This window comes from Bartonella taylorii 8TBB (assembly GCF_902825155.1).
Lineage (GTDB): Bacteria > Pseudomonadota > Alphaproteobacteria > Rhizobiales > Rhizobiaceae > Bartonella > Bartonella taylorii_A.
In genome coordinates, this window is sequence record NZ_CADEAG010000001.1 from 1 (window position 1) to 25660 (window position 25660).

General features: G+C 40.0%; 21 protein-coding genes and 1 pseudogene. 9 read left to right on the plus strand and 13 right to left on the minus strand.

The genetic code is table 11. The annotated features are described in order from the left end of the window. Positions 1–451 precede the first annotated feature (451 nt). Positions 452–2443 (plus strand): M23 family metallopeptidase, encoded by a 1992-nt coding sequence (locus tag J7R13_RS00005; protein ID WP_208436916.1) that lies wholly within the window; start codon positions 452–454, stop codon positions 2441–2443. Between the two features lie 1017 nt (positions 2444–3460). Then, positions 3461–4972 carry a metallophosphoesterase gene (locus tag J7R13_RS00010; protein WP_208436917.1) on the plus strand — a complete coding sequence of 504 codons (1512 nt, stop codon included), beginning with the start codon at positions 3461–3463 and terminating at the stop codon, positions 4970–4972. Between the two features lie 53 nt (positions 4973–5025). Here the strand turns inward: J7R13_RS00010 and J7R13_RS00015 are convergent, their stop codons facing one another. From J7R13_RS00015 to J7R13_RS00025, 3 genes are all read right to left on the minus strand, one after another. Further along, positions 5026–6456: a sensor histidine kinase gene (locus tag J7R13_RS00015; protein ID WP_208436918.1), complete on the minus strand. Its 1431-nt coding sequence runs from the start codon at positions 6454–6456 to the stop codon at positions 5026–5028. A gap of 228 nt (positions 6457–6684) precedes the next feature. Then, positions 6685–7239 carry an RNA polymerase sigma factor gene (locus J7R13_RS00020; RefSeq protein WP_208436919.1) on the minus strand — a complete coding sequence of 185 codons (555 nt, stop codon included), beginning with the start codon at positions 7237–7239 and terminating at the stop codon, positions 6685–6687. A gap of 7 nt (positions 7240–7246) precedes the next feature. Continuing rightward, positions 7247–7450 (minus strand): NepR family anti-sigma factor, encoded by a 204-nt coding sequence (locus J7R13_RS00025; protein ID WP_208436920.1) that lies wholly within the window; start codon positions 7448–7450, stop codon positions 7247–7249. A gap of 169 nt (positions 7451–7619) precedes the next feature. Between J7R13_RS00025 and J7R13_RS00030 the strand changes: the two genes are divergently transcribed. The 4 genes and pseudogenes from J7R13_RS00030 to J7R13_RS00040 all read left to right on the plus strand — a co-directional run bounded on the left by J7R13_RS00030 (position 7620) and on the right by J7R13_RS00040 (position 10585). Further along, a complete protein-coding gene (locus J7R13_RS00030) occupies positions 7620–8414 on the plus strand; it encodes a response regulator (RefSeq protein WP_208436921.1) in 795 nt (264 codons plus the stop codon). A gap of 20 nt (positions 8415–8434) precedes the next feature. Continuing rightward, the gene (locus J7R13_RS00035; RefSeq protein WP_208436922.1) at positions 8435–9448 is read left to right on the plus strand and encodes a sensor histidine kinase; all 1014 of its coding nucleotides are present in this window, start codon (positions 8435–8437) and stop codon (positions 9446–9448) included. A 275-nt stretch (positions 9449–9723) separates the two neighbouring features. Next, positions 9724–10085 (plus strand): annotated as a pseudogene (locus tag J7R13_RS09455) (hypothetical protein). 35 nt (positions 10086–10120) lie between these two features. Next, positions 10121–10585, plus strand: a complete 465-nt coding sequence (locus tag J7R13_RS00040) for a hypothetical protein (RefSeq protein ID WP_246786235.1) — start codon at positions 10121–10123, stop codon at positions 10583–10585. Positions 10586–10880: 295 nt separating this feature from the next. Here J7R13_RS00040 and J7R13_RS00045 read toward each other — a convergent pair whose 3' ends face one another. Next, on the minus strand, positions 10881–11630 hold the full coding sequence (locus tag J7R13_RS00045; protein ID WP_208436923.1) for a DUF4167 domain-containing protein: 750 nt from the start codon (positions 11628–11630) through the stop codon (positions 10881–10883). Between the two features lie 873 nt (positions 11631–12503). Here J7R13_RS00045 and fdhE point away from each other — a divergent pair. Continuing rightward, positions 12504–13382, plus strand: coding sequence for a formate dehydrogenase accessory protein FdhE (gene fdhE, locus J7R13_RS00050; RefSeq protein WP_208436924.1), 879 nt, complete (start codon positions 12504–12506; stop codon positions 13380–13382). A 612-nt stretch (positions 13383–13994) separates the two neighbouring features. On the opposite strand, the gene J7R13_RS00055 is transcribed toward fdhE, so the two are convergent. Beyond that, positions 13995–14450 carry a hypothetical protein gene (locus J7R13_RS00055; protein WP_208436925.1) on the minus strand — a complete coding sequence of 152 codons (456 nt, stop codon included), beginning with the start codon at positions 14448–14450 and terminating at the stop codon, positions 13995–13997. Positions 14451–15240: 790 nt separating this feature from the next. Here J7R13_RS00055 and J7R13_RS00060 point away from each other — a divergent pair. Further along, positions 15241–15396, plus strand: coding sequence for a hypothetical protein (locus J7R13_RS00060; protein ID WP_208436926.1), 156 nt, complete (start codon positions 15241–15243; stop codon positions 15394–15396). 429 nt (positions 15397–15825) lie between these two features. Further along, positions 15826–16140 carry a phage capsid family protein gene (locus J7R13_RS09895; RefSeq protein ID WP_208437259.1) on the plus strand — a complete coding sequence of 105 codons (315 nt, stop codon included), beginning with the start codon at positions 15826–15828 and terminating at the stop codon, positions 16138–16140. Between the two features lie 480 nt (positions 16141–16620). Here J7R13_RS09895 and J7R13_RS09465 read toward each other — a convergent pair whose 3' ends face one another. From J7R13_RS09465 to J7R13_RS00110, 8 genes are all read right to left on the minus strand, one after another. Beyond that, on the minus strand, positions 16621–17307 hold the full coding sequence (locus tag J7R13_RS09465) for a hypothetical protein (RefSeq protein WP_246786236.1): 687 nt from the start codon (positions 17305–17307) through the stop codon (positions 16621–16623). Positions 17308–18180: 873 nt separating this feature from the next. Next, positions 18181–19143 carry a phage tail protein gene (locus tag J7R13_RS00080; RefSeq protein ID WP_208436928.1) on the minus strand — a complete coding sequence of 321 codons (963 nt, stop codon included), beginning with the start codon at positions 19141–19143 and terminating at the stop codon, positions 18181–18183. Beyond that, the gene (locus J7R13_RS00085) at positions 19140–20279 is read right to left on the minus strand and encodes a tail fiber domain-containing protein (protein WP_208436929.1); all 1140 of its coding nucleotides are present in this window, start codon (positions 20277–20279) and stop codon (positions 19140–19142) included. The genes J7R13_RS00080 and J7R13_RS00085 overlap by 4 nt, the downstream gene beginning before the upstream one ends. Continuing rightward, a complete protein-coding gene (locus J7R13_RS00090; RefSeq protein ID WP_425523222.1) occupies positions 20276–20731 on the minus strand; it encodes a hypothetical protein in 456 nt (151 codons plus the stop codon). Before J7R13_RS00090 ends, J7R13_RS00085 begins: the two co-directional genes overlap by 4 nt. A 166-nt stretch (positions 20732–20897) precedes the next feature. Continuing rightward, complete coding sequence (locus tag J7R13_RS00095) at positions 20898–22361, minus strand: hypothetical protein (RefSeq protein WP_208436930.1); 1464 nt, start codon at positions 22359–22361, stop codon at positions 20898–20900. 230 nt (positions 22362–22591) lie between these two features. Beyond that, positions 22592–23287: a phage adaptor protein gene (locus J7R13_RS00100; RefSeq protein WP_208436931.1), complete on the minus strand. Its 696-nt coding sequence runs from the start codon at positions 23285–23287 to the stop codon at positions 22592–22594. A gap of 99 nt (positions 23288–23386) precedes the next feature. Further along, complete coding sequence (locus tag J7R13_RS00105) at positions 23387–24505, minus strand: N4-gp56 family major capsid protein (RefSeq protein ID WP_208436932.1); 1119 nt, start codon at positions 24503–24505, stop codon at positions 23387–23389. 280 nt (positions 24506–24785) lie between these two features. Further along, positions 24786–25619 carry a hypothetical protein gene (locus J7R13_RS00110; RefSeq protein WP_208436933.1) on the minus strand — a complete coding sequence of 278 codons (834 nt, stop codon included), beginning with the start codon at positions 25617–25619 and terminating at the stop codon, positions 24786–24788. Between the last annotated feature and the right edge of the window lie 41 nt (positions 25620–25660).

A 25660-nucleotide genomic window follows, 5' to 3' on the forward strand; every position in this document is an offset into this window, starting at 1 on the left:
CAATCGCTGCGTATATGGTAAATCTTAATTCAAATACAAGGACAAAACCAACCATCGCAAGCAGAAACTGCCCTCGTTACTCCTCGCTATATAGACCTCTTTCCCATAAAGAGTCAATATCATTTTTAAAAAATATAGAAAATAAATAATACAAATTCCACGATATTTAAATAGAGTGTTAAAATGTTTTTTCGGAAAATATTCTTTAAAAATGGCACCTCTAAAGAGAGCAAATCCGGCCATAGAGTGCAGGTTCGTGTGTTGTATGGATCTATCCTCTCCAGCACTGTTATTGCTCTTCTGACTTTCTTCGCTATTATGATAAAGAAAAGTCAACGCTGAAGAGTTTGCTTTGTTTATAAAGTTTATAAAAAGAATCAAATTCTTGTAGAAACACACGAAGCTATGTTAGCCCCTTATTATTTAATTTTGAAAAGTACTCTAAGAATTCATGTGGGATAACGAACAACAGAAAAATGATCCTGGGCAGGAGCCCGCTCTTGTAGTCAAACGCTTGCTGCCAGCTCGCAGGCAGGTTTCTATCCGTTGGCTTACAGGAACAGTTCTCACAGGAATCACTTCCTGCATTCTTATGGGCATTGCACTTTTTGCTGCTCTCGATGAACAGCAACGATTGGTAACACCTCCACAATGGTTTACACCAGAAAACCTCTTACAAGCACAAGACCCTGATGCCAATGGATATAAAGGTGATCGTATTTCTCCCACGCATGCACGGCAAAGTTTTGACAGTAAGCGTCAATTTGAATTATCAATTCTACAAAAAAAGGGTGATGAAAAGGTCATTCAGACACAGCACTTCGAATGGATTCGCATGGCTTTAGCCGAAGATCGCCCCCAGCGATATACTTATCCTAAATTTGATTCTTTAAGCATGTTTGCCAGTGATTCGAAAATTTCAACTGTCAAACTACAAGATTCCGGACATATTTATGGAGCGAAGGTAGAAACAAAAATAATCTTACGAAACCGTAATTTTATCATTGACCAAGAAGACTTTGATGGCGCAGATACCCTAACAGATGGTGAAGTGCAACAAGAATTAAAAAAAGCTGGATTTTCTTTGGAAAAAACCAACGAACTCCTTTCAATCCTCACTCTTATTGACCCTTTAAAATTAGAAGACTTATCCTCATCCTCCCAATTTACAGATACCCCTGAAGTCCGTATCGTTCAAGAAAATGTAACCGTTTCCCCTCAAAATCATCGCATTGATCTCACGAAAAACTATGCTGAAGATATTATTCCCATTCATAAAAAACAAAAGATAGCCGATGTTTTCAAAGAGACAAACTACACAAAGGAGCAAATTGAACAGGTTGTAAGCAATTTAGTGAAGTTTAACCATTCGGACACACTTAAAGAGGGAAGCCTTTTACGCATTGGTATTATTACACAAGCTGGAGAAGAAGATCATCTAGTGCGGGCAAGCATTTATCAAGGGATGTATCATGTTCTCACCATTGCTCTGAATGACAAAGGGCAATTTGTTGAAAGTACAGAACCTCAAATGTCCCATGTGCTTAAAACGGCTTTTCAGAATGGTATTCCGCATTCTTATATCAATACAGCACAATTACCCACAGCTTATGACGCGCTCTATAATTCTCTGCTCAGCCATAATATGTCACAATCTCTCTCTCAACGTCTCATTCGTTTGCTAGCCACCAACATTGATATGAAAAGCCGAATAACACCAACAGATCAGCTTGAAATATTTTATGCCGTGCCACAGCAAAACGATAAAGAAACCCAAAACGGCAAAAAGAACAAGAAAACAAAAAGTCTACCCACCAATGTAGATCCAGAAATTCGTTATATCAGCGCTACCTTCGGTAATACAACGTATAAATATTACCGTTATCAATCAAAAGACGGAAGCGTCGATTATTATGATTCAGAAGGAAAAAGCTCTAAACCTTTCTTGCTCCGCAAACCCACTCCAAATGGCATTTTTGGTTCCCCCTTTGGACCACGCAGACATCCTATTTTAGGCTATGTTCGCATGCATACAGGCGTTGATTGGGTTGCACCAAAAGGCTCGCCTATTATTGCTGTAGGAGATGGTATTGTCACAAGAATTGGCGTAACAGGCGGCTATGGAAACCATACAGAAATTCAACACAGCAATGGATATATCAGCAGTTATTCACACCAGAGCCGCTATGCACCAGACATCAAACTAGGTGCTAAAGTACGTCAAGGACAAGTTATTGGCTATGTTGGAACAACAGGAATGGCAACCGGTCCGCATTGTCATTTTGAAATCATTGTCAATGGTGTAAAAGTTGATCCTATGCGCATTCGTATACCTGATAGTAAAGCTTTAACCAATCAAGATTTACAAGCATTCCTGCAAGAAAAAAACAATATTGATTCTCTGTTAGACAACCCAACAAAACCTTCAGAAGATACTTCTTAAGGGACCCCTTCAAAATGAACTCTTCTCAAGGTATCCCAGTCTTAAAGCTCTCTCCAACGCATACTGCCTCAAAACAGCGTAGCGATGCCCGCAAAATAGGCACTCTCTTCCCCTTTCAAATTCGCAAACAATAGAACAATTTGAAAAAGCTAAGAGAGCCAAGCAGAAAGAGAGAATTTCTTTCCCTTTAATGCATTCTCTCAAACCTTGTAAATCCCATCATTCTCTATGCAATCTTCTTTCTTGCTTCTTGCATTGCTTCCCCTTTTCCAACCTTATCAATGTACAGAGAAAAAATATCCGTGTTAAAACTTATAATGGAAGAACAAGCAAACCCATTTTGATCGAGGATTTGGATATAATAGGTACCAACACAGAGTTCTTTGAAGGTTGTAGAATTTATAAAGGCATTTTTTCCTTTCAACCTTAACAAACAAAGAGGAATCTTAAAGTCACCTTTACAAGGTCAACGCTATTTCTTTTGCCCTATTCATACGAAGTTTGAGCAAAAGAATTACAATCTTTGTGCCCCTCAAAACCACAGATTCAAAAAAGAGCTTCTCATCAAACTGTATACAAAGCTATTTAATGACCAAACGGCTAAGACCTGCTTTTTGCTTTAAAGTTTGGCTTTTCACCCCTACATCTACAATGAACATTAAGTGTCCCTCTGGCTCGGAACCGAATGAAAAACTCTTCAAAAACAACCCTGTATACAGTGCTTAGACATTCTACAAAAGAGACTATTCTCTCAGCAAAATGGCAAGGGGAAGTATAGATGTTAAAGCTTATCGCATTCTCTCAAGCTTTATAAAAACCTCATGATTGATGTCGAAATCTACCATTGATTGACGACTGTTTTAAGATGCATCACAAAAAGGTCATAAAGTTTTGTTCCTGGACTCTTCACCCATAGTTTAAAGCACAATCCATGAAAAAATTAATTTTAATGCCTTTCATAGCATCACACCTGTCAAATATTTTTTGGGAATTGTTTTAGTTTTGGATAAGATGTTTATGCAATACAAGTATAAGACAGTAGAAATTTTTTGTAGCATCTTGGTTTGTATAAAGCCTTATTTTTCTCACGCTCAAAGTCTTTCTGTGACACATGAAACAAGACGAAACTTCATTGAAAAATTACCTAAACCTCAACGAAGTGCGTTTGATGATCGTTCAACAGATGTGTACATCGTTAATGAACTTACCAATCCGCCTACTTCTATGGTATTAATTGGTAAAGGTATAGAGCGTGGCAAATGGAAAACAGGTGCGTACTGGGGAAATGCAGGGCCTTCGACTATGATTGCGTCTGGCTCGGTAGGAAAAGCAGCAACAACATCTCATGCTTGGCTTTTTGGATCTGGTGGGTGGGTTCAATACAGAGTACAAGACGATGGAACTCTTTTAAAATTCCGATGGTATAATCCATACAGTGGTGCCAATGAATATTCCGTTACCTCAAGCAACAAAAATTATTATTTTGAACGAATGGAGGGTGTAGGGGATAATGCTAGAACAATCTGGTACGTAAAAAGAAAGACTCCCAAAAATTATACTGTTGTCATAGCAGCTGATCCGCAACCGTGGCGCTTGGATACTGGTGATCCCAACGCGAATAGCAACAGAGAACCATGGATAAAAGTAAATAAAAAAGTTGCAAATGTTATAGAATCACATGCAGCAGCATTTTATATTATCAACGGTGACTTAACTGAGTTTGGTCGACCCAAAACCTATCAAGACTACGCGGATATCTATAAAAACATCGTTTATACTGTATATGAAGGACTAGGCAATCATGATTATTATAATAATATTCGTGATTGTACAATCCCAATATCAAATCTTTCAAAGGATGCATGTGCAATAAGTGCCGTTAAAAGAATGCTCCAAGAAATAGATAAATACAGCAGTTCTTTACCTGAATTCAATAAACATGTGGCTTTTCGTCGGCTCATTCGCTTTGAAACAGCGCATGATATAGTAACAGGGAGTTTAAGTTACTCATGGGATTATGGAGATATTCACTATGTACAACTGCAAAATTACCCAACTTATACTGCTCATTTATCTGATAGTCTCACGAAAGTGAAAATAACGAAAGCCCTGAATTGGTTGAAAAAAGATTTAGCTGCTGCTGATAAAAGAGGAAAAATTACAATTCTCAACTTTCACGATGCGCGTCCCTATTTGAAAGATAATGATTCACACTTTCTGCATCCCAAAAATGCGCGAGATCTTGCTGCATTTAAATCAATCATTACACGCCACAATGTAAAAGCAATCTTTGCTGGACACACCCATTATCAGAACTCTTGTCGCACACAGAATGATAAAGTCTTCGGAAATATCCCTGTATACACAGCAGGACCACTTTTTAGAGGAAACTACTATCTCGTCGACGTGCAAGGAAAAAACATTCACGTGAGAGCTTATAATGGAAGAACAGGGAAACCAATTTTAATCAAAGATTTAGGGCAAAATGGAGCCAAAGTATTCCTCTCAAAGAATTGTAGTAATTTATAAAGGCGTTATTTGCTTTCAATTTTAACAAACAAAAGGGAATTTTAAGATCACCTTTACGAGATAAACGGTGCGTCTTTCGGGCCATTTGTGTTGAGTTTTGGCAAAGGAATCACAATCCTTGTGCCCCCCAAAGAAGATGTTTCAAAAAGGGGTTTTTCACCAAATTGCATACAAAGCTGTTCAACAACCAAATGTCCAAGACCTGCCTTTTGTTTTGGAGTTTGGTTTTTCATACCCACACCATCATCTTCCACAATGAGCATCAATTGTCCATCTTGCTCGGGGCCAAAGGAGATATAAATATGACCAGAACGATGATCAGGAAAAGCATGTTTTAAGGAATTTGTCAGCAATTCACCAAGAATAATTCCAAGCGTTGTGGCATCTCTTGAAGACAAGCGACAATCTTTAAAGTTCGTGTGAATGGTGATATTTTCGCGCAATTCAAAAGGAACCGCCAATTCGACATCATGCACGACAGAACTGAGGAACTCTGCCAATAAAGTTGTCTCCATATCATCACATAAGCGCAAACGCCGATGCGCGGTGGAGATTGTTTGGATACGGTCGCGTGCGGCACCAAGAACAGAACGCACTTCTTCATTTTGGCTCCGATTTAATTGCAAACTAAGCAAAGAAGACACCGTACCAAGAGAATTGCCAATACGATGGCTTGCATCCTGTAACAACATTTCAACACGTTGCCGTTCTTTTTCGGCATGATTGCGTGCTCCTTCCAATTCTTGTGTCCGTTCTTTCACACGTGCTTCTAGGGCAGCATTTTCACTATGAAGCAGCAATTGATACATTTTTAAGGAGCGTATATCGCGGTTAAAACGGTTAATGACAAAATAGGCAGAAATAAAAGTACTCACGACAGAAACAATCGCTGCCAATGTTAAAGCAGCACGCATAAACGCTATACCCTCGCGCTGTTTTTGCCGTACCACATCATCACCATTAATAAAACTTGTCATCAATTGGGCTAAACGCGCCACTTCAATCTTGTGGCTATCAGCGGGCGCAGAAGGTTGAGAAGATTGATCAGGAAGCGTATCAAGAGCATGCATATGAGCAGTCAGAAAAGCTTTGCGTGCTTCGACTTCCTTTTTAAAAGCCGTAAACCATTCATACCATTGCGGATGTGCATAAACAATAAGCGCCGTATAATCGAGAATATCATCAAGCTCCCGTGCAACATTTTCAAAATGTACTTTATCTTCCACCTTTCGGGTTTTTGCATAATTACGGTCAGCAACAGCCATATCAATCAAACCAATGAGCACCAAATCAGCCTGTTCGCGCAATTCTGAACTGGTATTCAACTGAGCAACTTCCCGATCCACGGCATTAGAGAGCAGCATAATAAAAGCCGATGCCAAAAGCGCCATAACAAGAGAAACAACAATGGCCACCCAACGCCAGCTTGATATGGCTGAATCAGCAGAAAAACTTTGAGGAAGCAGCTTTATCTTTGTTGTCATAAAATTTCCATCAGCAAACCTGAAAATTGTCATTTTTCAGCACAAAGGAAGGCTTACCTTATGGATCTTAAGACATAAAGCCCGAGAGAGATTTCCACACAAGCTTCCTTTATTTTCCCTAAGGTTACACGCCAAACACTCTGAATTTCCTCAGATACTGACTTTACTTTAATAGCTATAACGGGAATAAAAAAAACAAGGCTGTCAACTATAATTATTATACTTTTTTTAACCGTTAAATGAACACAATGTACTTCCAGCCGAATAAGAATCTGGTCCATAATCAGATTCACCATTCACCTTGAGAAGTTCCTGTAAGCGGTTACGCGCTCTACTCACACGGCTTTTAATTGTACCAACAGCACACTGACAAATAGCAGCAGCATCTTCATAAGAAAAACCGGATGCCCCAATGAGAATAATGGCTTCTCTTTGGTCAGCGGAAAGCATATTTAAGGCTTTTTTGAAATCTTGCAAATCAAGTGATCCATATTGCGCAGGATGAACGGCCACATTTTGGGTAAACACACCATCGCTATCTTGAACTTCTCTTCCCTTTTTGCGCATTTGGCTGTAAAATTCATTGCGCAAAATCGTAAAAAGCCACGCTTTGAGATTGGTTCCCATTTCAAAACTGTCCTGCTTTGCCCATGCTTTCATAACAGTATCTTGGACCAAGTCCTCAGCTTTATCATGCTTGCCACTTAAAGAAACAGCAAAAGCCCTAAGAGCCGGTAGCACCAGCAGAAGTTCCTGTTTAAAGTTTTTTACGCCCTTTGTCATAAAGGATTCAAACCTTTTCCACATTGTTTAAACCAAATTGCTCTGCGCGCTCTAACCGATCTAAAAGCTCCAACAAACGCTTTGGGAGCGCTTCCTCCTGAATCTCCAGATAAAACTGGCGTAATTTTCGCGCTATTTCGCTATTGGCCCCAAGGAGGTCATCTCCAAACGTAAAATGATTGATAAGATTTTTTTCATCATGGTCGTTCATTTTTCCCCCCCCTAATCCATATACTATCAGTAGTGCTTATAAAAATTTTCGCCTTATGGTTGTAAATATAGTTATATGTAAAAAGTTCCATACGAAGAGAGGAACTTTTTCATCTCTCAAAGATTTCAGCCAACAAAGAGTGCTTCAAAGGTCAAAGGAGTTATAAACCATGTCATTATCCACACGTATCGCACCACATCTTCCCTATCTGCGGCGTTTTGCCCGCTCTGTCACAGGCAGCCAATCTTCTGGTGATACTTATGTTTCAGCGATGTTAGAAGCACTGATTGCTGATATTTCTATTTTTCCCAAAAAATCCAGTGATCGCATTGGTACCTATTGGCTCTTTTGCCACCTTTTTGACCAAACCACGCCGAACATACCAGAACCACTGCCACAATTTGGTCTTGAACAAAAAGCCAGTGCCAAATTATCGTATTTGACACCGCGTGCACGCCAAGCATTTTTGTTGATTGCCGTTGAAGGCTTTAACGAACAAGAAGCCAGTGAAATCATGGATCTTGATGCGAAAGAGTTCCGCAAACTTCTCAACCAAGCATCTACGGATATTTCTCAACAAATAGCCACTGAAGTGATGATTATTGAAGATGAGCCTCTTATTGCGCTGGATATTGAGCAAATGGTAGAAAGTCTTGGCCATCAGGTAGTAGGAATAGCACGAACACGTGATGAAGCTATCATCATGTATCATAAGAAAAAACCACGGTTGATTTTAGCTGACATTCAATTGGCCGATAACAGTTCCGGTATTGATGCGGTCAATGACATTTTACAAAATGACCATATACCGGTGATCTTTATCACTGCTTTTCCTGAAAGATTACTGACCGGAGAACGTCCCGAGCCAACTTTTTTAGTCACGAAACCCTTTAATCCTGATATGGTAAAAGCGCTTATTTCTCAAGCTTTATTTTTTCAAGAGAATGCTTCGAAAGCGGCCTAGAACAGATTAACATCAAAATCATGATCGTTACGCACTTTCCAAAGCCTCCCATGGATAAATCGCATCTAAGCGCTCTCATGCAAGCAATCAGAGGAGCTGATATTTGTGTTTTATACCAAGCCACAAATCTGGTCTATTTATGGGCTGAAAACTTACCGCAACATTTACATAATAAGTGGCGGGTGGGATGTCGTGACAGTGATTTTTTTTCCCTTGATCTTGCAGACAACATGGAAACAATTAAATTGCAGGTTTTAGCCACCGGCAAAATGCAAACCATCGAAGCTCGATTTGAGGATATGGCCAAACAAGCGATTTGGTACAAATTTTCTATTGATTGTCACCACAATGATAATGGAGACATTATCGGTATTATCACCACGGGTGTTGATATTTCAGGATTACGCCGACGTGAGCAAGTGCTGAAAATACTCCTTCGAGAAGTCAGCCACCGTTCTAAAAATCTTCTTGCCATCATTCAAAGTATTGCCAGCCAAACGGCACGTTATACTGAATCTTTGCCAATTTTCTTACGCAAATTTCAAGGGCGACTCCATTCTCTTTCCCATTCTCAAGATCTGATCACCGATTCTGATTGGCGTGGTGCGCAATTTCGCGAATTGGTACAAACGCAGGCCTTAGGCTACTTGATGAAAGAAACAGAACGTTTTTCACTTGAAGGTGTAGATCCTTATCTTTTTCCGAATGCCGCTTTGCATATTGGCTTGGCTTTTCATGAACTCATTGTCAATTCTCTTTCTTTTGGTGCCCTATCACAAGAAAAAGGAAATGTATGTGTACGCTGTGAAACCCACACAAAAATGGATGGAAAAACGCAACTCCTCATCAGTTGGAATGAAAATTTTGCAGCAGGCACTCTTCTCTCTAGCGAACAAAAAGCCTGTTTTGGAAGTGCTGTCCTAGAAAAGATTGTTCCCGTTTCTGTAAATGGTTCTGCTTCTTTCAAATTGACCGAGACAGGAATTGTTTACTGTTTGTGGGTTCCAGATACTTATTTTGATATCTTTATTTAAAAAAGCAGTTTAAAAGCCGAGTGCCGTAATATGAAAAACCAAACATTCTAAGAGTTGTTCTCATCACCACCATTATAGCCTAGTCAAAAGACACTTTCTCCATAAACCAATCGCTGGAACCTAACCCGCTGGAACCTAACCCGCTGGAACCTAACCCGCTGGAACCTAACCCGCTGGAACCTAGAACCTTTAAAAACGTTTATTCGTAAAGAAAAGACCACTAGAACTGGCAAAGTAAGCTCTATGTTGTCAACCTCTTATTTGGAAAGTATTTTATGAATACCCTGGTTTTTATCCTCTTATTGGTTTCCTGTACGGATGATTTTAACAGCTGTTATTCTAACAATACAATGGTTAAAACCTACAAAACAGCGCAAGCATGTGAACAAGCCATGATACCTTCCACAAAAAAATTTGCTTCTTATGGGCAACAAATCTTTGCCCAATGCACAAGCATACAGGAAAACTTACATCAACAAGACGTAAAGTTAATCTGGTACGTGACCAACCAAGGCAATTTTCTGCTTAAAACCCAAAATAGGAACGATAAGATATCTATTCACGAAGAAAATATTTCCCTGCCTCATCCCTTTTTCTAGGGCTTCCCTCTATAAACCTCTTGCATAAAAAACCTTAAAAGCATAAACCCATCAAGCTCTAAGGAAACAATCCATGGAAGAGGCCAGCATAATGGATCATAAGCAAATTCAACCTTCAAAAGACCATTGCACAGAGCAATATGCACACCCTCAAGATCCCCCCTTAGACCCTGCAGTAGAACGCGTGAGAAAAAAACTCATGCTTGTCATGATTATTTCCATTTCAATTACGCTTATTCTTATACTTGCTGTTCTCTTCGCGGTCATATACAAAACCGTAACAATGGGACCAACTCCAAAACAAACAGACCTCTTTTTCTCTCACAATACAAATCAAAAAGCTGTCCACCACATGCTTTCCTTACCGAAAAACACGCAGATTTTGTCGCAAAGCCTCTCAGAGTACAATATTATGTTGAAAATTTTAACACCAGACGGGCAGACAAAATTTATGATTTACAATTATCATACCGGTACACTCATCGCCATTCTTTCTGTTGAGACAACAGAAGAAACATTGAATCCCTTGCCCCGTTAAAAGAATACTGCCCCACTTAAATATCTACTCTGCTTTAAACACTTTCCTCTGCTGCAAACCATGTCCACTCAAAGTGCCTCTGTGGTTTTTCTGCATCTCTTTATCTCATACAGGCAGAGAAGAAACTTTTACCAACAACCCGTCTTCATTTCTGAAAAAACTCTGACGTTTCCTATGGAAAATGCAAAAGCAAGTTTAAAATAGGGAAACTCAAGGAATACTTCTTCTCGAAATGCACCACGCATTGCCAGTTGTTAGCAACATGTCCCACAAGCACTAAACATCAGGCTCTACTTTAAGCATTTTCCTCTGCCGAAGATACAACTACCCGACGACGACGCGGTTTTCTTGGCATCTCCTTATTTAAGGCAGGGAGAGAGGAAACTTTTTCCGTTGATGTATCTCCATTCTGAGGAGCTTCAGACGTTGCCCGTGAAAGTTCAAAATGTGAAATTTCAAGGAATGGTTCTTCTTGCGCACGCATATTACGTCGCCGTGAAATTCGCCGAGTTTTTTTGACAGGCTCAACACTTTCTTCAGCAATGCACTGCTCTTGAGCGCTTTCCTCATCCGACAAAGCATGAACTTCTAATGTATCTTCATACACATGTCCATTTTGTGCTTTGGCGTGCTGACCATGTCCATTTTTTTGCGATGGTGCTTGTGGTACATCCGTATCATAAGCAACAGGGCCTTTTTTTTCACCTTCAGCGTTTATTTCACCGCATTCTTGTTCATTATTTTCATCCCGGTTTTCATCACATCTGGCAGATTGGTTTTGTCCAACCGCTGCCAGAATAATACGCAAGTAGTGCTCGGCATGTTGGAGATAATTCTCTGACATAACACGATCGCCAGCACCTTGTGCATCACGCGCAAGACTTATGTACTTATCAGCAATTTGCTGAGCATTTCCACGAATCTTAACATCCGGACCGCTACTTTCATAATTCCGAGACAAGGGGTTAGGGCCGCGACGATTATTATTATTGTTATTACCATTATTATTGCGACCGCGTACCCGTCTATTTTGTTGTGGCCTCATCTTTATCCCTTTTTGGAGTGTGTGTGTGTCCTCATTGCATTATCTTCTGATAACGCTAATCATGTTCAAAATACGGTTATCAGGCTATCTGCGTTCTATTTTACTCAAATGATACCTACTGATATTTTAATACCTATCGATATTTGATATAAAGAATATATTTTCTGAAAATCACAAAAACATCAGGGAAATCATAAGCCTAAAATTCCCTACTCTTCTGCTAACCAGCGGAAACCTAGTGCTGTTCACATAAAATGCCAAGTGTTTTTTTTTAAATAGACCATATTTTACTAAAAAAATAATCATCTTGTGGAAAAACAAAAAACGAAAATAAGCACCAAGCACCCCCAGCAAATAAACAATTTCTGCCAGAGAACAATAGCGGCTCTTTTTTTTGTTCTAAAACCACCAAGTTTTAAAAACGCCGATATTCCCTACCCCTTTGTGCACCAAACTCACAAGCACCATGCCTCCACGAGTTACTGCACAAACATATCTACTTTATAAACATAGCCTTTCTTCTGTGCTAAAGCAACCCCTTTGTGAACGATAATCCACTACTCTGTTACAAAAGCCCCTAATTTTATAAATAGATTAACAACAAGCATTATTCAAGTCTTATGATCACCAACAGATCAGTCTTCTTGCCAAAATCCAGTCACTACACTACAAATTTCTAGTTTAGCTTTACAAGCTTTATAAATAAATTGAACCCTTTATTTATAATAAATATAATAAACGCACTGTAAAAGCCAAAGATAAAAACACTAAAAAAGATAAGCTTCTGAGAAAGAAACGATCAACATGCTGGGTACGCCAAAAGATTCAGAATCGCCTCAAAAAAATCCAAGGTTTATAAAGAAGAATGATACAATGGGTTCTTCGATTTTCATTATACTGCCTCATCAGGAAACTTTGTTTGCAAAACGCTGTGATCGTTTTGCACAGTTAGCCAATACCCTAGCAAACAAAGAGGCCCTGCTTTTTTTTGCGCATTTTTGTGATGCCCAACAACAATCGACCGAAAAATTTAAAGATTTTGCCATCCCTCTTAGTCGCTTTGGCGCCACTTCAAAGCTCCCTCTTGATCGCTCAAAACTTCTTACTTTGGGCTTTTATGAAAGCATTGTTGAAGATTTTTTGAAACGACTGTCAACCACAACATTCTCTAATCAAGGATTCTCAGCAACAAGACAAGAAGCTTTAAAACGGACACATCAACAAAAAGACCAATGGCGCCTGTGGGGAAACAATCTCTTAAACCACATTCTCCCCCCACAGCAATTAACAGAACATATTTTTATCACCGGCGCATTGCAAATTATGTATTCCTTGGCTGCTTCACAGCTTGATGCACAAAACTTAACCCCACAACAAAACAACCTCTGTCCTGCCTGTAGCGGCACACATTCTGCCAATCTCATTATGGATGTAAAACCGCACAAAACTATAAAATTTTGTTCTTGCCTTTATTGCGGCACTCTATGGAATACCCCATACACCCAATGTACTTTCTGTGAAACAACGCAGAACATTTCCCTCCACACAAGCGAAAATATTCCCGAAGGTATTTTATTTGAAACGTGTGACATATGTGGCTTTTATTGCAAACAATTCAATCAGCATAAAAATCCTACACTCGATGTTTTTGCCGATGATATTAGCACCCCCACGGCTCACTTTTTACACACAACCTCTTCTCATTTTAAGTATAAGAGCTTTAATCCCTTTTCAGCAGAAGACAGAAAGTAACGCACTTCATTCTAAGCTCAAGAGCTTAACACCAGAAAAGTCTCTAAAAGAACTCCACTTCCGGCAGCCGCAAAGGAAAGCTGCCGGAAACGCATGGAGCGATGACAAAAAATTTAAAACCACGGATCTTACACAGAACAATGTAAAAAATACAATATTTCCCTTGCCACCTAACGCGTACTATAACAAGTGCCCAAACAGCCCTTCTTATCAAGAACAATACGGTATTTTTATGGTTTATATTGAAGCGATCTTCAGAGGAAGAATGCACAAGTTCCAATATAAGAAAATGAATGCTCTTCGTGCGCACTAAAGCAAAGTCAAAAATACATTTTACCTCCCTTTTTCATCGCTCAGAACAATATCCATGAAGAAAGCAAACAAGGTTTAGTCTTTGTCTTTTCCTCTTTGTAATGTCTTGCAAATCGTGGGATAAAAAGAAAAATTTCAAAAGAGAAGCGCGTGCTCATTCAACAATGAGAGGATTTTTGTTCGTCAAAATGACGCGAATATAGAAACAGTTATGGACAAAACTAATAAGCTTTTATATTTTTTCATCAAATTTCGCATACTCTTAAGTTTCTATGTAAAAATAAACTTCCAAGTAAAAACTTAAAAATGGTTGCGGACCGTGCCTTTTCCCCCCTCTTTTTCCTTTTCTTTTTCACTCATAAAACAATCCCTTAAAAGAAAATAATTTCCATCCCCCGGTCGCACTATTTTCATACATTTTTTCTTTGTAAGCTCAGAAATCGTGTCCCACATTTCACGAACGGTAAAATAGGCTTCACTTTCTACATTAATACAATGCTGATAGACTTCCTTTTTCATATCAGGCATAACTGAAGCAGCAATTTCCTTGCAATATACGCGGTGATCAAAGACTGGAATCGTCAATTCAACAGGCGCTTTTTGTGCTATTTGTTTATGAGCAGAAAAAGAACTGATCATTTTTACAACAACAACGCAAAACACCACGATACAAAAGAGCACCATGAAAACAAAAGCGATCTTTCGATATAATCTTTTGAAATAAGCTTTTTGTCTTGCGCGGATCCTTTTTTCCATAAAGACTATATCCTTTAACACCTGAAGGTAGCATTCTACGGCAAACATTGATAGAAGCATCAATGCGCATAGTACATGTTATAACCGCAAAAAAACAATATTCTTATACCAAAATGCGCTTTTTTCTTTGTATTATAAACGTTTTATTCTTTTTGTTATTTGAAACTCTTGTTGGAAACTTTTTTCATTTCCTTCATGAAAAGCTATAGAGGCATTACCATAAGAGTTTATGGATGTAAAATGTCATACAAGCAATAGAATGGATTTTTGATCAGAATAAACAAACAATACACGCCCTCATTTTCCATGATACCATCCCCCTATTTGAGAGAGCCACTATCGCTAGTGTGCCCCTATTGCTTTTCGTAAAACTAGAAAAAATTTCACGTCACCTTTCACATTTTTCCCCATTACAATCAATACAAAGAAACCAGAAACGAAGCACGTTCCTACTGTTTTGCTTCTGAAAAGCCTCAGAAAAAATACTTATCCTTTATAAATGCCCCTTTTCGCACCGAGAACTCTTTACTAAAATAAAAGAAAGAAGGACGATATCCCAATTTTATGATAGACTTTTCGATATCATTGAACCATCATTATGGCACAACAAGAAAAGTAAAGATCTCCATATTCTCCAACCCACCAATATAAAACAAAAAGATGTATGGAAGCGGATTTTCGTCACTCTACGCCATTTAAGAGAAACTTTTGAAATGACTATAAAAAATAAAAATGCCAGAGCAGTATCTCTCCTCTCCTAGGCAATAAATCTCAATACAGCATCATCCAAGTGGAAGAGAAAACGGCACAAGAATTTACAGCCACTGTCTCTTTCAACTTACGTGTCACAGCGCTAAACAGAGGTGTTACCACAGGAAACATACTGACAGGAAACGAACAACCACTCTTTTATGATGAAGTGCAAATCGAAAAATTGAGATATTGACTCCAATCGCCTGACAAGTACTGTGTTCAGAATGCTCAAGAAACTGAACATCAACTTATTAATTCATACAACGAACTTCTAAACTTGATGTTTTTCATCCAAGTCTGTGGTTATACCGCAAACAGGATAGACTTTATTGAACAAAGCTTAACGCTCAAGCCCATCCATTACGGATTTAATAAGCCAACGACTCCGACAAGTAAACGTATCATACGCCCTTATGGAGTTCTCAAGGATGAAGATTTAACAGATCCCCAACAACACAACTTCAACCTTGACCTTATCGATCAAGCTTTCCAGCGCGCTAGAGGTACATCCCTCAAAATTCATCCAATACATATCAACAACAGAGAATTCTATGTTCTCTACCTCCACCCCACCCAAGTCACACAATTACAAAAGAACACTGAATTCAGTTTGTGAAAAGATATTCAAAATGCAAATGAAAGAATATCACGCAACCAAAACCACCCTCTTTTTGAAAATGCGCTTGGTATATATCGTAATGTTATTTTACGGGAATCTGCTTATGTGACCAACGGTGTCCATTTAACAAACAACACAGCTCTTGCCAATGTACGCCGTGCTGTCTTGCTTGGAAGTCAAAGTGTGATCATGGCTTTTGGCAAAAACTATAGTTTTGAAACCGTTTCAATAAACAGCGATGAAAATCCACCCACTATGACTCTCGAAACCATCAGAGGCATGAAAAGACACAAGCACAGCAAATTGTCCACCAGTTAAAAACCGCCCAATCCTCTTTACAACTTTACACAAATTGCGCTCAAATTTTTTACCACAGAAGTTCGGTTTAAAAAGCCGTAACAAGTCATTTCTTTCCGTACAAGAAGCACTCCAGCTTATCTATGACAAATTACTCCATACCGACAACACCACAATATGCTTGCCAGCAGACATTCCCTCATTGTTTACTGCACACCAATCCTTTTTTGAAATTTTTACATTTTTTAGAACAACTTAAATGCATTACGGTATGCAAAGATCAAATCGAAGATGTGAACTGGGAAGATTGAACCAATATCGAATGATACAGTTTAGCAGTTTTCTTTATTTTTTTATGCTCCACAGTCTTTCTTGCCTAGAATAAAGTTTTCGTCTATCTGCCGTCCAACATAACCACTTTTCATGCTTAGATGAGCTTTGCTACTTGTACCACTCATTGTCATAACGCTACCAACAGTGAGGCTTATTGGGCTACCAACTTTAAGAAGTTTCAGCTTTAGATTTTCTAGGTCCGTCATAGAATTTAGAAACGTCAAAGTGAGGAGCACTATATCCCACGCCACTAACTATGCTGTGCATAAGATTAGAGAGTGCACTATTCATTGCATCAATATCCGTACTTATTCCACCACTGCCCACACTTATTCCACCACTACCCGCACTTATTCCACCACTGCCCGCACTTATTCCACCACTGCCCGCACTTATTCCACCACTGCCCACACTTATTCCACCACTACCCGCACTTATTCCACCACTGCCCACACTTATTCCACCACTACCCGCACTTATTCCACCACTGTTCGCACTTATTCCACCACTGTCCGTACTTATTCCACCACTGTCCGTACTTATTCCACCACTGCCCGCACTTATTCCACCACTACCCACACTTATTCCACCACTGTCCGTACTTATTCCACCATTAGCTATGCTGCTTTTATCCCCTTCTTCAACATCTTGTTTATGTTTGCCATTGGTAAGATCTGTTTTTTTCAATTGTTGTTCTAAAGCATCTAAGCGCTGCGAGATTTTTGTGATACTTTCATGCGTTTGTTTCAACAGTGCATTCAAAGGGGCATGTCCCATTCTTCCGCTGGCATAAAGCACTACACGGATATGTTCAGGATCATCGATATCAGCAATAGAAAATGGAAAAAGTGCCATTATATTCCTCTTTTTGATGCGTTATAAACAGTCCTATTGGTAGGTTGCAGTGCACCTTTACCGATAAATTGTTGCACCGTGCAAACCAGCCCCCAAATACAATTCACAAGCCACAAATCACACTACCCCAGAACACTCCCCCAGCCACATCCTCTCAGGCACACCCTCTCAGGCACAAACCCATTGAAAAACTCCCACACATTTCAGCAAAGGGTCTTCTTAAAAACGCCTTTTTTATCTCCCGAAAAGCGCTGCTTTCAAATTATGAAGGCAGCGCAACAAATGCAAAATCACCTTGCGCCATTTGACGAGTCATGATCTTTTACCATGCGATTTTCTGGAAGAAATCTGAGTCTGTTTAAGGAAATGACCTCACAAACAAAAGTGTAGTATTCAAGAGATATTTGAATTTACCAGCCACATACCTTTTACAAGGTTAACGCTATCATACACCCCTATCTCTGATAGAGACCGTGGAGTTTTTTTGCATACCCTCATTTTTTGGCAAAAGAGGAAATGCCTTATTATCGTGCCATTCTTCTCAGCCACTTGTTTTGATACAAAGACCAAACATTGCTCCTTAAACAGGAGAAAAACACTAACGACAACGCCTTTGCTTTCTCTCTTACGGGCATGGCAAAAAATGGTAAAGAAATGAAAAAACACACATCCCAACGCTGGATCACGCATCTCACTTTTCTCTGCGCAAGGACGTTGAAGAAAAAGAGATAAAATAAACCAAGGATACATTTTTTAAATCAAAGATTTCTCTTCAAGCTTTATGTACGCTCTATTTTATAACATTTTATCATGTGCCTTTTTCTCGTGTCAGAGTTTTCGCAACAATTTTTACCTCTGTGAGCGTTGTAATTCTCATGTTTTGACAGCATAAATCACTGCCACATTGACGGGGCGCGTTTCATCACCACCTGTTTTTTTCAAAATGACTTTATGCTCATGCATCCCTGCAGAGGCCGTATTCATATCTCCTAAAGTGCCAAAGTAACTCTTATGCGGCCCATCAAAAGCTTTTACATTAGAGTAGTGGCAATCTTCAATTGTATGCTTATGCTCACCTGCTAAATCTGTTTTCCCTTCATGGCTATGTGCTTTAAAAGACTCTTCTTGCCGACTTCCCAAGAGACGTCCTTTATCAACCCCTTGTCCACTATCGAGCCCACGCAAAAACATTCCACGCAAATCGGGAACATTAAATGTTGTATACCCATTTCCTCTACCCCATGTTTCACCAAGAGCAGCGAAGAGATTTGCATAGATCTTGCGAGAATAAGCCGTACCATCGCACAAAAGCCAACCTTCCGGCATTTTTTCCATAGCAAAGGTGCCAATAAAGCCAGAAGGTAAAGGACTTTGCGTTGGATTTGTTAAAAACCAACCATCCGCATTTTTTCCGGCAATGTCACGAGTATAGACGAGCTCATAAAGCCCCCCGCTTTGGATTTCTCCACCTGTTAAAGGGACTATACCATCGGAGGTTACCATATAAACAGGACGTGCAAGCAATTGATTTAAAGAGGCATTTGTTATTCCCCTATTTTGCCCTTGTGCTCTAAAGCGCACAACAATCCCATCGCTATAAGCCTCAAAAGAAGACTTTGTAATCAAGCGAAGCGATGTTCTATTTCTCTCTTGATCGACAGTAAACTGCGTGTCAATCACTCCACTACTATCTAACAAATATTCTTTAATGCGTTGCATCATCGCGCGCGCACTATCATTGACTGAACTTGGAGGTTGTCCCTCTGCCCAGTTTATAATCTCATCGGCATAGGCATTTTCGGATGCAATGAGCGACCAATCATAAATTGAACTCATAGAATATATCCTTTTTGTAAAAAACGAAGACGAGCAAAGAGAGAAGAAAAGAAAGCAGCCATTTTCTTTTCAGGTGCTGGTTTTTTCTCCATTTTCATTTTTTCCATTTTCAGGCCGATTTTGTTATAATCAACATGCAAGAGTTTTGTTTTCGCATTGATATACACAGCATCAGGATTCAAGCGCAAAACTTCCTGAGCAAGAACACCACGATAACGTTGCGGATTTCCTTTATAATTAAAGGTATAAAGCGGATAGCCATTTTTTTCGCCGACAGGGACAATATTTTCTTTGGCTCTGACATCACAAAGTCCTAAAATTCCTCCCACCAATCCAAGCACCTGCTGTGCATCGCGCAAGGGATCTTTTGTAACGGAAGGTATTGTTGTGGACTTTCCTGATTGTGTTCCGTAATTTCCAGCAGATTGCGTTCCTACTTGTAACAAGCGTTCTAATCGGTTCCACCCTTGATTATCTTGTTCTGACCACTTTTGGCGCTCAGCATCCAAAGCATTCTGACGGTTCATATCTTGAATTACCCCGCCTTTCAAAGCATTGCTCTGCGCATTGCTTTGTCCTTGATAGTAGCTGTTTGCAGCATTCGTCTGATCATACAGGGAACGGTCAATCATCTGATTGGCATTCATCATATTATGCACATCTTGATTATATTGCTGTGCAGTAGCATTTGTTGCCAATGCACCAAGTTCATCGGCGAGCACCCCAGTATGGGCGCCAGATCCATAGCGGCCTGCTCCAGACATAGACTGATTAATAGCATCAGAAGTTTTACTCAAAGCATTTTGCAATGCAGCATTAAATTTACTATTACCTCCAATCCAGTCTCCCTTAGCCATCCCAAGAAGATTGGAAGCACTTTGGGTTGGTGCATTAAACCACTGGGTTAATGCTGGATTGTTATACTGACCAGCAGCCTGTTTTAAACCGGTGAGCGCATTTTTTGTCATATCGCTCAAGCCAGCAACGCGTTCACCTTGATAAACATTTCCGCCAATTCCTTTATTATAAAGGTCAAGCGCTTGAGAACTCGCTTGTTTAAAGATATCGGCCGCCCACGCGGGTGGTGCATTTGTTTGTGTTGTTGTTTGCACTTGAGGTGTTTTTTTTCTACTCATGGGTTGAGAACCTTTCTATAATGAATAAGATTACGAGAATATCCGTGATGGGTAAGCATTTTAGCCCATCCAGATCTTCCAAACATATGCATTTCCTCAGCATTGATTGTCCGCGCCCATTGTTCAACCTTATCGATCAATTTGACCAATTGCAGCCCTCCCTCTCCGGCAAGATCTGAGAGGACGACGCGTTTTTTCCCAGTATGGGTTATTTCAATTTTGGTAATAGCAAAGGCACTAAATTGGGTTTTGTTTTTTAAAACCAGCCACAATTGTGCTTGTCCTCTTACCAGTTCTTCAGCAATTGTTGCCAGACAAACATCATCAGGAAAGCGCTGAGCATATTTTTCCAATGCGGCATTGAGAGCCTCTTGATAAGGTGCTATTTTTTCCCATGGCCATTGCTGTGTAAGATAAGCAGAATAAAGATTTTGACTATCCTGTTGCAGTATGGTGATTTTCGTTTTTTCAGCTTTTTTACTGCTTCTCTTGAGCCATCTCACAGCGAACCCTCAGATAACTTTCAGCCTTCCCACAACACAGGCTTACCATACCATTTATTTACTATAACGCAGCAAGGCTTACCGCATCACTCTCTTCATTATAACTTGGCAGATTTCACCGTATGCCGGCAGCCTTTAATTCCACATCGAACCCAGTGACATGAGACCAATTGCGCCCTTCTGGAATTCGCAATTTAAAACGATAAAACCGCGCTCTTGCGCGAGAATGAATTTGCCCAGTATTATGAGAAGGTTGTTTTTCCGGCAACCAAACTGTTTCCTCTTCGAGAGATTGCCGAAAGCGCATTCCCACAGACAAATAAAACTCTCCACTATTTACCTGAGGCATAATATTTTTCACTCGGGTGATGACACCATTTGTCTGTCCCATTTCCTGTGAAGTCACCACACAAGCCATAGGGGAACCAGAAAACGAACCCATTCTCCCCTGATGATCAAATGCACCGAGAATAGGAGATTCATTTTTCCATGCTCTACTGTCAAGAGAAAAGGGTAAATCACCAATGTTCTGAGCAACCCGATCAAGTCCTTCTAAAGTCATTCCAGCCAAAAAAATGGGCAGAATTGTTTTGATCCCCACCACAGCTTTTGTCCATTTTTGCAATCCCCAATCATAAATGAGTAAAATGCATTTATCGGTACTCTCATCGCTATCGACCATCCAATAAACGCGATTATATATCCCATCAATAGCAGCAGACAGAGTATACAGATTATTCTGGTTCGATTTTGCCGTCATGGTTCGATCTACTTTTTCGAAGCCAATGGGTATAATCTGTCCCTCATTGGTTATTTGATAAAATCCACCCTCATCAGCAAAGAAAGCAAGATCACCGCGACAAACGATAGATTCAGCGTTTTTTGCGCCACGTTTATCGTGGATTTTTTGGAAACTGAAAATAATCTTGGAGCCAGGAATAAAAGAACCTGCATAGATTGCAGACCGCATAAAGATGATTGGATTTGTTGTCTCCGTTGCGCCTTGCACAAAACCACCATCGGGAAAGTCTTGATAATCGCAGCTTTTTTTTCCAACGGTCCAACATTCTGCATCGTTCAAGCCTGACCAATGGACTCGTCTTGGATGTTGGGTCAATTTCATCAGACAAACGAAATCGCCCCACACACGAACAATTCCTGCTTGTGGTGGATTTCCTCCTAAATCTCTAAATTTTTTATCATGATTAATATCAATCACTTGAGGCTTATCATTGGCATTAACAGCAATAACATAATCCCCAAACAAAGCGAAAGACCATGGAGCATCAACATTTGCGAGATAAGACTTTCCCTTTTGGCTAATATCTCTCCACCGCATTGTCGTATTATCGAGCAGGTAGAGTTTTTGTCTCGTTCCAACAATAATAGACACCCCACTTTTTGTTTTCACAGCAAGAGCCCCTAAAATTTTATCAGGACAAGGCTCTGTCAAGGGTTTAAAGCTAGGCATAGGAATATAGGACCCATCAGCTGGGAGCACATTGATGAGTTCATCGGTAAAGATGCCATTAATATCAGCAACATCGGGCCGATAATCAGCGATTGGGAAAAAAGCCATTGAGAAACCCCATGAGCAAAATATTTGAAAAGCCTTTGTGATGTTTCAAATCGCAAAGGTTTATTTTTAACCACAAGAGCCCTTGAAAAAAGACTCTGTAACAAGAGCGTAAAACTTAGAAATAGAGAACAATCAAAAATACATTGATGCATTCACGCGTAAGATGCCACCAACACCAACCACCAACATCAGCCACCAGTGCCAATAATCAACGATTGAGAAAAAACGCTTTAAAACTGCATTGGTAGAATATTTGAAGAGCTTTTTCGGCGCGATGTCTCCATTCGTAAAGCTTGAAGCTGTTCTTGATAGTCTCGAAAAGAAACAGCCGCATATTCAGAATCTTTGAGGATATTTTTGTAGAGCTCATATTTTGCACGTGCTTTAATGAGATCAAATGCATAAATCAACCAAGGATTATCATCTTCCATCACCCCTTTATCCCCGAAACGGACAGGAGCATAAAAAAGACGTACACTTTCAACCTGTTTTGGTGTTGGAAAGAGTCCTATTTTTTGATCAAGAAAAGTATAAAAGAGGGGTGTTCCTTGCACAGGTTGTAATCCATATTGTTTTTGCAACGCCTCAAAGGATTTAAAAAGCAAGGGTGTTTGTGTTACATCATCTGTTCCTAAAAGGACGCACTCCAAAGCCTCTTCTGATTCAAGAAAAATTCCCTCTTCTTGACCATACCATGTTTTTCCACTTTGTGTTTTGAAACGCATTTGTCTTCTTTCATTAAAGAAGAAGGGTTCCCGTTCACACAAACGCGAAGCGGCAAAAATGGAATCTTGAATTTGCACGGAATATTCAGCTGTTGTATCGTCAATTTCATCTTGAATAAGCGCAACCATAGAAGCAAAAGTTTTAGCATGATCTAATTGCGAGAGATTGTCATCATTGTGATCACTAAGAACAACGGTCATGAGCAGTCATAATCCTTTTATATATGCAGCATTTTACCTGTCTTCCCCCAAACAGAGTATTCCGTTGGGGGAAGGGTTTACAAGCTTTCACGAATAGCTTTAAGCAGGCGCTCCATAAGTTGGGATCACGATAGTAGCAAAATCCTGCACCCCTTGTGTGCTTCCTGGCACGGTGAAGCAGGTTTTTTTCATACCAATAATGGTTTTTGCTGCGACCCCGAATTCCCGTTCATAATCGAACAGTTCTTCCACTAATTTATAGCGTGTAGCACCGCGGTCTTTTCCAAAAGCAATAACAGCACTTTGTGCTCCAAGCAGAACAGCACGCCGCACATTTGGCACCGCTTTGTTTGTTGAACCTGACTCGACACCTTCGGTAACATGTTCCGCCTCACGCAAGACGACGCCATTATACATGCCCAAAGAGCCATCATAGAGTGGATTTTTGAGACGGCTTCCACTATAGATAGCCTTAGTAATGTCGAGCCACTGCCCCGCATCTGTATTGGTTCGCAATTGTGTGACCTGTGTTGGGTGCAGATAAAGCACATAAACATTTTCCCCCTCGACCCGCACTGGTCGAATTTTTGGATTTGCAAGCTTAGCACGTTCAACCGCTTTATCGATCAACTTGAGATCAAAAACATCACTTTCTTTCAAGTCTTCATCTTTTGTTTTTCCATTGGGGCGCACAATGCGTTTATCGGTTGGTGCGGTTGGCGCATTAAACCCGTAATGGACAGGTTTCAGTGTAATAGTGCGCCCTTCAAAGTTAATGGCTTTTGCAGTATAGCCACAAACTTGAATAAAGAACATCATACTCAAGCGATCCGCATACCAATCAACCAAGCCATTTTTAGCTTCGGTACGCAAATCATGCAGAACACGCTGTTGATCAATCGTGCCTTCATTTTTAACACGCACTGCATGGACAAGTTCATTAATTGCCAAGCGATCATTGAGAAATTGAAGAGCTTCTTCATTGCCTTCAATTGCCTGTCCTTCACTCACCCCATCGCCGAGCAGCTGGACGCGCAAATTAAAGCTAATCGCATCCCCACTTGCTTTCGTAGTTTCATCTTTTAATTGAACGATACTATTTGAATCATTCCCGATCAACGGTGCAATAGGAATTGCCTTTGAGACTTCCTGATTCAACAGTTTAGACCATGTGCGCACTGCCATTGGGTCATTGATTCCGATATAAGTTACGGCCATTTTATCCTCTTAAAATTATTGATATAAAAAAACCGGCAAAGCGCCGGTTGTTGACATTCCACATTTCTGGTTTTCGAATGGTGGATCAGTTGTTGCGTATTTTGTATGATTTTTGTTGAAAATCTTTTCCTCCCCCTTTGCGAAATTTCCTCATCGCATTTCCCCCTCTTCCCACACAACCCACCTCGAAAACTCCCAGCGCATGCACTTTAAAAGCTCTCCCTGAAAGCACCAAACCACATCCCTTTGAAGAGTTTTCCTACCACCTATTTTCTACTTTTTAAGCTTCTCCACCGCCCATTAAGCGGTTAAAAGCAGCTTTATTTTTGGGCTCAGAAACCCAACGACTAAATTCTGCTTCTGACATTTTGTCGAGCATATCCACAGAAAGAGGCCCATTTGGAGTCAAACCGTTATAGGCCGCAAGTGTACGTGCAGAATTTTGTCTTTCCTGCAAATTTTCACCAACATTACCTGAAACACCAGTGTTACTTAAAAAACTCGGGTTATTTAAAGTATTTGTATAGCCAATTTTTTGCGCAATGGTGTAGATCACTTCGGCAGGATTTTGATTTTTTTGCGCACAATCGCGCAAGATTTGTTTCAATTCATTGCCAATCACCACATCCACGACGTTTGGATCTGCCATTTCGGGATAGAGCGAAGCATAAGCAGCCAACTGCTTAGCCCGTGTATCATAAATAAAATCGGCGGCTTGATCAAAATCATGATGCTTTTGTTTCACGCTAACAACGGATTGCTGATAGAAATTCTGCAACTGTTCTGCTTCAGGAGCAGAAGAAGGTTGTTGTTCAGAGACCAATGCCCCTTGTTTGTAGAGTGTTTTTCCCAACCATTGTATATAACCCATAAAATCTTTTTTCGGATCTGGAGGTGTATCAACCCCTAGCGCCTTTTGAACCTCTTGCGCGCGCGCGTTTTCCTGCAATGATTGCTGGTGTTGCTGTCCGTCTTGATGCCCTTGGAAATTTTCTTCTAAAATTTTTGTTTTTTCTCCCCCCACCATTTCAGACGCTTCTCCCTGATCAGCGGTAGAAAGAAAACCTTGTTTCAAATGATTTTGTTCTGCTGGCGTTAAGTGTTCTTGATCCATACTGTTAGCCTTTTCTTTTTTGGACAATAAAATGATATTTT

Bases quoted from the DNA above. Each gene is read 5' to 3' on its own strand.
- J7R13_RS00005 (WP_208436916.1), top strand. From the start codon at position 452: ATGTGGGATAACGAACAACAGAAAAATGATCCTGGGCAGGAGCCCGCT.
- J7R13_RS00010 (WP_208436917.1), top strand. From the start codon at position 3,461: ATGCAATACAAGTATAAGACAGTAGAAATTTTTTGTAGCATCTTGGTT.
- J7R13_RS00015 (WP_208436918.1), bottom strand. From the start codon at position 6,456: ATGACAACAAAGATAAAGCTGCTTCCTCAAAGTTTTTCTGCTGATTCA.
- J7R13_RS00020 (WP_208436919.1), bottom strand. From the start codon at position 7,239: ATGACAAAGGGCGTAAAAAACTTTAAACAGGAACTTCTGCTGGTGCTA.
- J7R13_RS00025 (WP_208436920.1), bottom strand. From the start codon at position 7,450: ATGAACGACCATGATGAAAAAAATCTTATCAATCATTTTACGTTTGGA.
- J7R13_RS00030 (WP_208436921.1), top strand. From the start codon at position 7,620: ATGTCATTATCCACACGTATCGCACCACATCTTCCCTATCTGCGGCGT.
- J7R13_RS00035 (WP_208436922.1), top strand. From the start codon at position 8,435: ATGATCGTTACGCACTTTCCAAAGCCTCCCATGGATAAATCGCATCTA.
- J7R13_RS00040 (WP_246786235.1), top strand. From the start codon at position 10,121: ATGGAAGAGGCCAGCATAATGGATCATAAGCAAATTCAACCTTCAAAA.
- J7R13_RS00045 (WP_208436923.1), bottom strand. From the start codon at position 11,630: ATGAGGCCACAACAAAATAGACGGGTACGCGGTCGCAATAATAATGGT.
- fdhE (WP_208436924.1), top strand. From the start codon at position 12,504: ATGGGTTCTTCGATTTTCATTATACTGCCTCATCAGGAAACTTTGTTT.
- J7R13_RS00055 (WP_208436925.1), bottom strand. From the start codon at position 14,450: ATGGAAAAAAGGATCCGCGCAAGACAAAAAGCTTATTTCAAAAGATTA.
- J7R13_RS09465 (WP_246786236.1), bottom strand. From the start codon at position 17,307: ATGGCACTTTTTCCATTTTCTATTGCTGATATCGATGATCCTGAACAT.
- J7R13_RS00080 (WP_208436928.1), bottom strand. From the start codon at position 19,143: ATGAGTTCAATTTATGATTGGTCGCTCATTGCATCCGAAAATGCCTAT.
- J7R13_RS00085 (WP_208436929.1), bottom strand. From the start codon at position 20,279: ATGAGTAGAAAAAAAACACCTCAAGTGCAAACAACAACACAAACAAAT.
- J7R13_RS00095 (WP_208436930.1), bottom strand. From the start codon at position 22,361: ATGGCTTTTTTCCCAATCGCTGATTATCGGCCCGATGTTGCTGATATT.
- J7R13_RS00100 (WP_208436931.1), bottom strand. From the start codon at position 23,287: ATGACCGTTGTTCTTAGTGATCACAATGATGACAATCTCTCGCAATTA.
- J7R13_RS00105 (WP_208436932.1), bottom strand. From the start codon at position 24,505: ATGGCCGTAACTTATATCGGAATCAATGACCCAATGGCAGTGCGCACA.
- J7R13_RS00110 (WP_208436933.1), bottom strand. From the start codon at position 25,619: ATGGATCAAGAACACTTAACGCCAGCAGAACAAAATCATTTGAAACAA.